Origin of the sequence: Streptomyces sp. NPDC059567 (assembly GCF_042735655.1) — a bacterium.
In the GTDB taxonomy this organism is placed as follows: Bacteria; Actinomycetota; Actinomycetes; order Streptomycetales; family Streptomycetaceae; genus Streptomyces.
This window is the reverse complement of sequence record NZ_JBHWBS010000145.1, coordinates 1-8,879: the sequence shown is the minus strand read 5'-3', so window position 1 is coordinate 8,879 and position 8,879 is coordinate 1. Positions and strand designations below refer to the sequence as shown.

At 69.9% G+C, this 8,879-nt stretch carries 4 protein-coding genes; 2 read left to right on the top strand and 2 right to left on the bottom strand.

Annotated elements, in window-relative coordinates:
* Positions 1–122: 122 nt before the first annotated feature.
* Positions 123–3,851, bottom strand: coding sequence for a S8 family serine peptidase (locus ACFVZW_RS35150; RefSeq protein WP_384530328.1), 3,729 nt, complete (start codon positions 3,849–3,851; stop codon positions 123–125).
* A gap of 284 nt (positions 3,852–4,135) precedes the next feature.
* On the bottom strand, positions 4,136–5,413 hold the full coding sequence (locus tag ACFVZW_RS35145; RefSeq protein WP_384530325.1) for an extracellular solute-binding protein: 1,278 nt from the start codon (positions 5,411–5,413) through the stop codon (positions 4,136–4,138).
* A gap of 629 nt (positions 5,414–6,042) precedes the next feature.
* On the opposite strand from ACFVZW_RS35145, the gene ACFVZW_RS35140 reads away from it, so the two are divergent.
* Positions 6,043–6,927 carry an MBL fold metallo-hydrolase gene (locus ACFVZW_RS35140; RefSeq protein WP_384530322.1) on the top strand — a complete coding sequence of 295 codons (885 nt, stop codon included), beginning with the start codon at positions 6,043–6,045 and terminating at the stop codon, positions 6,925–6,927.
* 302 nt (positions 6,928–7,229) lie between these two features.
* Complete coding sequence (locus ACFVZW_RS35135; RefSeq protein WP_384530319.1) at positions 7,230–8,744, top strand: DHA2 family efflux MFS transporter permease subunit; 1,515 nt, start codon at positions 7,230–7,232, stop codon at positions 8,742–8,744.
* The last annotated feature ends 135 nt before the right edge of the window (positions 8,745–8,879 follow it).

Below are 8,879 nucleotides of genomic sequence, written 5' to 3'. Positions count from 1 at the left end.
CCCTTTTTCCGGTCAGGGTTCCGGTCGCCGCCGGACTGGTGGGGGACGTGCCGGTGTGGGTTTCACCCCGAGCGCGCCCCCCGCGGGGGGGGGGGGGCCGCTCGATTCCGTACGGGCGGGCCCTACTTCAGTCCGAAGGCCCTGATGATCTCCTGGCTGACGCTGAAGCCGTCGGGGCCCTGCGCGGACGCGCGCAGCGAGACGAACGAACCCGGACGGTCCGGGGTGGTGAACTTCGCCGTCCAGCGACCGTCCGCCGTCTTCGCCAGCGGCACCTGGCGCCAGGTCCCACCGTCGTCGTACGAGACCGACAGGGTGGCCGTCTCGCCCTTGAACTGCTCACCGGCGAACCAGTGCTGGGTCTCGGCGCCCAGCCCCATCGTCAGCTTCCGTCCCGCCTCGGCGTCGCCGCGCAGGTCCGTGGGCACGTCGAGGGAGAGATTGAGCAGCTTCAGGTCGTACTGGCCGAAGTCGCCCTCCGCGTTCGGGTGGTGCGTGAACCCGTACTCGGTGCGGATCTTCGTCGAGGTCCGCCAGACGGCGGCGTCACGGGAGGACACGGCCACCACGCGGTAGGGCTTGGACTGCCGGGGCAGGCTGACCGAGAACGCGCGGCCCTTCGACTTTTTGACCAGCGTGTCACCGTCGTACAGGGCGATGGTGCCCGTGTCGTACTCGGCGTTGGGCATCGCGCCGGAGTGCCCGCGGCCCGAGTCGGACCACATCGGGATGTTGACCTGGACGCCGTTGTAGGTCGTGGCCGTGCTGACGTACCCGTAGCCGAACCGCGGGTGCTGCACCGGGGCGAACCATTCGGCGGTGTAGGCGCGGCCGGCCCGGTAGCGGTCGGCGTCGCCGCGCTGCTCCAGGTCGCCGATATTGTCGAAGCCGGCCTTGTGGTTCTCGTACCAGAAGCTGTTCCCCTCCTGCGGGGTGACGTACTCGGTCCGCACGTCCGGGAACGCCTCGTACTCCGCGAAGCCCACGCCGCGGCCGCGGCCGATCTCGCGGACCGGGATGTAGTAGCGGAAGCCGCCGCCCACGGTGTCCTTGTGGCCGTGGTACTTGCCTGTGACCTTGGCCAGGTCGTCCTCGTCGGGCCGGTAGTCCAAGGGGCGGTCCGGGATCGCGTCGCGGTACACGCGCACCAGGTCGTAGAGGTAGTCCGGGAAGCGTTGCTGGTCCACCCGCAGGATGCCGCGGCCCGACTTCGCCTCGCTGATCAGCCGTGCGCCGTCCCCTGCGCGGACGGAGGCCACGGTGATCTCCTGGCTTCCGTAGCCCTCGTACAGCCTGCCCCGGCCGTCGTTGACGCTGATCAGCATGGCCGCACCGGCCGCCGCGGCGTTCTTGCCGCGGGTCGCGGCGCTGACCTCGTCACTGCGCTCGACGATCACGGCCTTGCCGCGGGCGTCGATCCCGTCGTAGTCCGCCTCGGCGCCCTTGCCCGCGTATACGGTGGCGAGCTTGCTCCTGCCGTCCTTGAACGCGGTGCCGTTCTGGCCGGTCAGCTGCACGTCGTGTCCGCTGCCGGTCTCGGCGTCGAGGAACTCCTCGCGCAGCCGCCAGCGCGTCATGACGCTGAACTCTCCCTTGGCCACCTTCGTGGTGGGGCTCAGATAGACCGTGTCGTAGTACGGCAGCAGGACGAGCTGGCTGTCGAAGCCGACGCCGCCGGAACCGGTGCCGTCCTCGTACATCCGGTGGAAGTCGAGGATCGTCTGCGAGACCTCGGCCTCCCTCGGCGCCCGGACCGTGGCCGCGCGCGCCTTGCTCGCGTCCAGCGTCACCGTGGTCGGCCCGGACACCACCGTCTCGGGGGCGGTCAGGATGGCCACGCCCAGCGAGTCGGGGCGCTCCCCCTCGACATCGAGATAGGTCCAGGCGGTGTAGGTGCCCGGGGGCACCCGCAGCGTGGTCTTCCCCTGGACGGCGATCGAGACGGGGGTGCGGTTGCCCTCGAAGGTGAGGGCGACGATGCCGTTGGCGGGCTTGCCGTCCCGGCCCTTCAACTCCAGCGTGTAATCGTAGAGTTCACGCTCCTTGTAGAGCGCGAAGCCGGTGTGGGCCGCGACGGTGTCACCGTTCCGGGCGATGACCTGGCCGGAGAACGAGGTGTTGGACGGGACGTTCGTCGGGTCGAGGGTCAGCGTCACGTCGGCGGAGCCGTTCGCGGGGACGGTGACGGTCGAGGCCGACAGGGTGTACGCCGGGTCGTCGGTGTCGAGCGACAGGTCCAGCGTGACGTCGGCGTTGCCCGTGTTGCGGTAGGTGAGGGTGCGCTCGGTCTTCGCGGCGCCTTGGTAGGGCCACTTGTAGACCGCGGCAGCGACCGAACCAGTGGCCTCGATCGTCGTGTCGACGGCCTTGGCGACGTCCAGCCGGCCCGTGCCCATGGCGTACGGGCTGTAGGCGTCCAGCTTCTTCGAGGAGGACATCAGCGCGTTCTTGATGCGCTGGCCGTCCCAGTCGGGGTGCCGCTGCTTGAGGACGGCGGCCGCGCCCGCGACGTGCGGGGTGGCCATCGAGGTGCCGTTCATCGACCGGTACATGCCGCCCGTCCACCCCGGCACCGCCTGCGAGGCGGCGGCGCTGATGGCCACTCCGGGCGCGGAGATGTCCGGCTTCAGGGCGTAGGAGTTGACGAGCGGGCCCTGGCTGGAGAACGAGGCGCGCTTGTCGGTCTTGTCGACCGCGGCGACGGTCAACGCCGAGGCGGCCGAGGCGGGGGAGCTGACGCTGCCGGGGCTGGAGGAGTTGCCGGCGGCGATCACGAAGAGCGGGCCGCCGTTCGCCGACAGGGCGTTGACGGCCTGCGCCTCGGGCGAGTTGCCGTCGTCGCCGCCCTGCGAGCCGAGGCTCATGGACACGATGTCGGCGCCCTGGGCCTTCGCCCATTCCATGCCCTCGACGATGCCGGATTCGGAGCCGTACCCGCTGTCCGCGAGCACCTTGCCCACCAGCAGGTCGGCGCCGGGTGCCACGCCCTTCTTCGCGCCGTCCGAGGCCGCTCCGGAGCCGACGACGGTGGAGGCGACGTGGGTGCCGTGGCCGTGGCCGTCGGTGACCTCCTCGCCGGGGATGAAGCTCTTCGTCCCGACGATGCGGTCCTTGACGTCCGGGTGCGTCGGGTCGATGCCGCTGTCCAGTACGGCGACCTTGGTGCCCGTACCGTCGATGCCCTTCGCCCAGGCCTGTGGTGCGCCGACCTGGGGGACGGACTCGCTCAGGGCGGCCTCCACGCGCCCGTCCAGCCACAGCTTCCCGATCCCGCCGTCGAGGGTCCGCGCGTTCGTCGCGGCGGGGGTGACGGCGTTCCAGAAGGCGCGCGCCTTGTCCTTGTCGGCCTTGAGCGCGGTCGCGCCGATCGACTCGAGCGTACGGACCTTGGCGGCACCCATCGGGGCGGCCGGGGGCCGAGCGGAGCGGGACCTGGGGGCGGAAGCGATCACCGGGATGCCGTCCGCGTGCTTGTCGTCCAGCTTCATCTCGGCGAGTTCGGTGACGTTGAACAGCCTGCGGTCGACCCGGTCGGCCGCCAGCAGCGGCATCACCTCGGCCGGGAGTACGTAGGTGTCCTCGCCGTAGCGCTGGATGTGAACTCCGCCGGTCGCGCCCTCGGGGCGGTCGACGGTCACGACATCGTTGCCACCGGCGACCTCCCGGTAGTGCACGACGTCGCCGGTGATCAGCGTGATGTCGTAGGACGTGGTGGCGTCCTGTCGTGGGGCCTGTGCCTCGCCCGTCGTGTCTGCGTTCGCCGCGCTCTGGGGCAGCAGCAGCCCGCCGCCGAGCGCGAGCGCGGTGGCGGCCGCGGCCAGCGCGGACCGCCGTCTGGGTATGAAGACCATGCCCGAGATCCTCACGGAGCGTTTACCTCCGCGCACCGGCCCGCGGGCGGCGGGTAGCCGCCATGGCGCCAACCCGCCTTCCAGGGGCCGGACTTGCCCGAGGGCGTCCAATCGAGCGCCTCGGTAGCGGTGCCCGCGCCGGCGAGCGACGAGACGGACGTCCGGTCGCCGCCCCATGGCCTGGCTCCCGCGTCCGGAGAGGGCGCGGGCGGGAAAGGAGAGAAAGCAAGTGACGACGGATGAACGGGAGGGGGAGGAAAGGGGCCCGCGGATTCCGGAGACCGTTAACCCTGCTGAGTTACGTCCCGGGCCTGCTGGGCGATGTGCTCCAGGACGACCTTCGGGTCGGCGGACGGTGCGACCGCCTTGCCGATATTCCGCTTGATGGTATTGCTGACCTGGAGCCAGGACGGTTCGTTGACCGGGTAGAGCTGCGCACGGCGCAATGCGGCCAGGAACTGCTCGGCGCTGGGGTCCGCCGCGGCGTACCGGGACGCCTGGGTGGCGGACACCGTCGACGGCAGCAAGTGGTAGCGCCCGGCGAACTCGCTGAGGTTCTTGTCCTCGTAGACGAAGTTCAGGAACGAGCCCACCAGTTCGCGATTGCCGTCGTGCTTGAAGGCCATCATCCAGTCGGCGACGCCCGCAGCCGGCGGGGTCTCCCTGTCGCCCAGTGTGTCCGATACCGGCATGGGCACCGTGCCGACCTTCACGCCCTTCGCCCTGGCCTCGTGAAGGAGCGAGGGATAGCCGTTGACCATGCCGACGTCGCCGCGCAGGAAGGCGGCGAAGGCGTCCTGCCGGTTGAGCTCGGCGGGCGGGACCGGGCCGGTCAGGGCCGGCAGGACCAGGTTGTCCTTGATCCAGCGGAACGTCTGCGTGTTCCGCTCGGAGGCGATGCTGTACCTGCCGCTGCTGTCGGTGTACCCGCCGCCGTTGCTCAGTTCCCAGATCAGGGCTTCGGCGTGCGCCTCCTCAGGGCCGAGCGGCAGGGCGTACGGGTAGAGCACGCCCTCCTCCTTCAGCGCCTCGGCCGCGTCCTTCAGTTCCGACCAGGTCTTCGGCGGCTCCGCTCCGGCCTCGTCGAACACCTCCTCGTTGTAGAAGAGCAGCCGACTGCTGGCCACGAAGGGCAGGCCGTAGAGGGTGCCGTCGACCGAGCCCGCCTCCGCCAGCGGCGGCAGGAAGTTCGCCTCCGCCCTGATCGACATCACCTCACTGGCGGCGTAAAGGCGGCCCTGCGCGGCGAAGTCGGAGTACGCGCCCATCAGAGCCACGTCCGGGGCGTTGTCCTCCTCGACCATGCGGGTGACCTCTCGGTCGACGTCGGCCCACGGGTAGAGCGTCACCTCGACCTTCTTGCCGGGGTGGGCGGCGGTGAAGGCTGCGGTCAGCTTGTCCCAGTACGCCTTGGAGCCGGTCCCGGGGCCGGCGCCGTACTCGGGGGCCACCAGGCGCAACGTCGTTCCGTCGCTCCCGGACGAGCCGCAGGCGGTGACGAGGGAGCCCAGTAGTCCGAACGCGGCCACGGAGGCGGTCATGCCGAAGAGTCTTCGTCGCATGGATCTTTCCTGTTGATCTTTTTGGACAGTGCGTCCGGAATTCTCTCCTGGTGACGGGTGTAATTGCGCCCCCTACCGAACGGTTGTGGTCGTATCTCCAAGTGGGAGGATTCCGAATGGTGTCTTCCGATATGCCGGTGCTTATTCCGACGCGCGTAGAACCCTCCACGATGTCGAGAGCGACTCCGGTGAGGAGCATTGACGAATGGACGGGCAATGGACGGTGCCGGCTGCGTTGCCGGCCATCGCCGTGTGGAAATCCACGAGAGTCGCTTCCCTTCTCTCCCTGATCGCCCCGCCGGCGGGCCGGGGCCCGACCGGCGCGTGCGAGCAGGGGCCCGGGCCCGCATGCGCCGGGCGACTTCGTCCGCTGGCCGGCGTTCGAGCGCCAGGGGCTGCTCTGGTCCGTGTACGGGGGCTCTTCCTCTGCACCCTGCTCACGGTGTTCTCGCCCACCGTCTCGGGGAGCGCGTACGCGCTCCGGCCCGAACCGGGCTTCGACCCGTACCCGTTCCATACCCCGGGCCTGGTGTCGGTCCCGGCGGCATTCCTCCTCGGATGGCTGGGTAGCACGAGATCATCGGCGAGGCGGGACTCCGCACGGGCTTCGGAAGCGGGAGGTGTGGACCATGGGGCGTACCACCGCTGAGTACGGCGTCGTCACCGTGCTCGTCGGCGCTGATCGCGGCGCCTATCCCAACGGGAACTCCCTGCTCGTAAGGGGTTCGACGGCGTCGGTGGTCATCGACCCGTCGCTGTCGCTGGTCGCAGACGCTCCACCGGCCGACGCGGTGCTGGTGAGTCACGCCCATGAGGACCACATCGCCGGCTTGGGCAGCTACGACGTTCCCGTCCACATCCACCACGGCGACCTGGAGGCGCTGCGATCCCGCGCGGTCATGGTCGCCGGATTCGGCCTTGCGCCGGAATCCGTCGACGAGGTCGACGCGAGGATGCGGGACGCGTTCCATGTGCGGGGCCGTCCGGACGCGATGGCCTGCGCGGACGGCGATGTCTTCGACCTCGGCGGGGGCCGCACGGTGACCGTCGTCCATCTCCCCGGCCACACCACGGGGCACAGTGGGTTCCTCGTCGAGCCGGACGGCTTTCTGTTCCTCGCGGACATCGACCTGACCTCGTTCGGTCCGTACTACGGCGACATCAACAGCAGCCTCGTGGACTTCGAGGCGTCGCTGCGACGATGCCGGGACATCGACGCGCGCTGGTACGGGACGTTTCACCAGAAGGGCGTCATCGAGGGGGCCACGGAGTTCCGGCGACGCCTGGACGTGTACTCCAGCGTGGTCGAGCGAAGAGACGCGACACTCCTGGCCTTCCTCCGTGAGCCGAGGACCCTTGAGGAAGTCGTCGCGCACCGACTGGTCTACCGCCCCCATGTCGAAGGACCGCAAGTGGCACCGGTGGAGCGGAGGACGGCGACGCAGCACGTGGAGCGGTTGGTGAGCGCGGGATTCGTCGCGGAAGTGGAGACAGGGCGGTACCGCGCGATGTGAGCCCCGAACCTGCTGGTCGGTGACGGGGTGCGAGGCTCGACACGCGGATCGACGAAACCGCGCTTCGACCCCGCGTAGAGGCGTATGAAGATCCAGCGCCAGGCGCCCGGTATGGAGGGGAGCGCTTGCTGCCCGTCGTCGTAGATCTCGGCGGTCTGCGTCGGAAGCCATGCCTTGGTGGTTCCGGGTCGGGAAATGGTTTGAGCTTTGGCGGCGGCACCGGCAGGATCGGGGAACAGCGATGAGTTCTTCCCGGCGCCCCGGTCTGTCAGTGTGACCTGCCACGTGCGGAGGACACTCACATGACGGAAGGCGCCATGCTCGCACCACACGAAACGCCCACGCTCTCGCCCGACCGCGTCACCGCCGTGCTGCGGATTCTCGTGCTGTCCACGTTCGTCGTCCTCCTCAACGAGACGATCATGGTCAACGCGATCCCGCGGCTCATGCGCGAGTTCGAGGTCACCGCGGCAGCCGCAGGGTGGCTGTCCACGGCCTTCATGCTCACCATGGCCGTCGTCATCCCGGTGACGGGGTGGTTCCTCCAGCGCGTGACGACTCGGACCGCCTTCGGCCTGGCCATGGCACTGTTCCTCGCCGGCACGGCTCTTGCCGCGGCCGCGCCCGCCTTTCCCGTGCTGCTGGCCGCCCGTGTCATCCAGGCCAGCGGCACCGCCGTCATGATGCCGCTGCTCATGACGACGCTGATGACCCTCGTGCCCCCGCACGACCGCGGCCGTGTCATGGGCAACATCACCCTCGTCATCTCCGTCGCACCCGCCCTCGGTCCTGCGGTCTCCGGTGTGTTGCTGCAGCTGGGGACATGGCGCCTGCTGTTCCTGGCCGTGCTGCCCATCGCCGGAGCAATGGCCGTATTCGGTCGGCGCAAACTGGTCGACATCGGCGAGCCGCAGGCCGGCCCGATCGACTGGTTGTCCGTCCCCCTCGCGGCAGCAGGCTTCGGCGCCCTGGTCTACGGCCTGAGCGAGCTCGGTGCCGGGAGCGCATCCCAGGCCCCCGTGTCCCCGGCGGCCATGACCCTCGCCGGCGCCGTGCTGGTAGGCCTGTTCGTATGGCGACAGCTGGCGCTACAGCGCTCGTCCACACCGTTGCTGGACCTGCGCGCCCTGACATTCCGTCACTTCTCCGTGGCGCTCGGCCTGATGTGCCTGTCCTTCATGGCCCTCATGGGTGCGTTCATCCTGCTGCCGATGTATCTGCAGGAGGTGTGCGGCCTGACCTCGCTGCAGACCGGGCTGCTCCTCATCCCCGGTGGCCTGACCATGGGCCTGCTCGGACCACAGGTCGGCAAGCTCTACGACCGACTCGGCGCACCGCGCCTGGTCGTACCCGGAGCCGCTCTCACAGCGCTCTGCCTCGCGCTGTTCGCCCTCACGGGCGAAGAGACCTCGCCGTGGCTGGTGCTCGCCCTTCACGTGGCCCTGAGTGCCGGCATGGCGTTCGTCTTCACCCCCGTCTTCACCTCCGGCCTGTCCGTGTTGCCGCCGCACCTCTACCCCCACGGCTCCGCCATCCTGGGCTCGCTCCAACAGGTCGCGGCCGCCGCCGGCACCGCCTTGGTCATCAGTGTCATGTCGGGACACGCCGCCACGGCAGCGGCCGATGGAGCCGACGCCACGGGCGCCCTGGCCACGGGCATCCGGTGGGGATTCGGCATCGGCGCCGTGCTCGGCACCCTGGCCGTGCTGGTCGCACTGCTGGTCCGCACCCCACCGGCTCCGCAACAGCCTGCTGCGCCGGAGGCCCAGGACGAAGACGGCACCACGACGAACAAAACCGCTCACACACCCACCTGACACCCTGGACGAGCGGCCCGGTGAACGCCGCGACGGAGGCATGGGGGGTGTCGGCGGCAGCCGGCGCTGCGACGCCCGCTGCCGCAGGGCGCCCCCCCCCTGGAGCGCAGGGTGGGGGTGCGGCGCCCGCGTACC

Excerpts from the sequence above, each read along its gene's own strand:
- ACFVZW_RS35145 (WP_384530325.1), bottom strand. The coding sequence starts at position 5,413 with ATGCGACGAAGACTCTTCGGCATGACCGCCTCCGTGGCCGCGTTCGGA.
- ACFVZW_RS35135 (WP_384530319.1), top strand. The coding sequence starts at position 7,230 with ATGACGGAAGGCGCCATGCTCGCACCACACGAAACGCCCACGCTCTCG.
- ACFVZW_RS35150 (WP_384530328.1), bottom strand. The coding sequence starts at position 3,851 with ATGGTCTTCATACCCAGACGGCGGTCCGCGCTGGCCGCGGCCGCCACC.
- ACFVZW_RS35140 (WP_384530322.1), top strand. The coding sequence starts at position 6,043 with ATGGGGCGTACCACCGCTGAGTACGGCGTCGTCACCGTGCTCGTCGGC.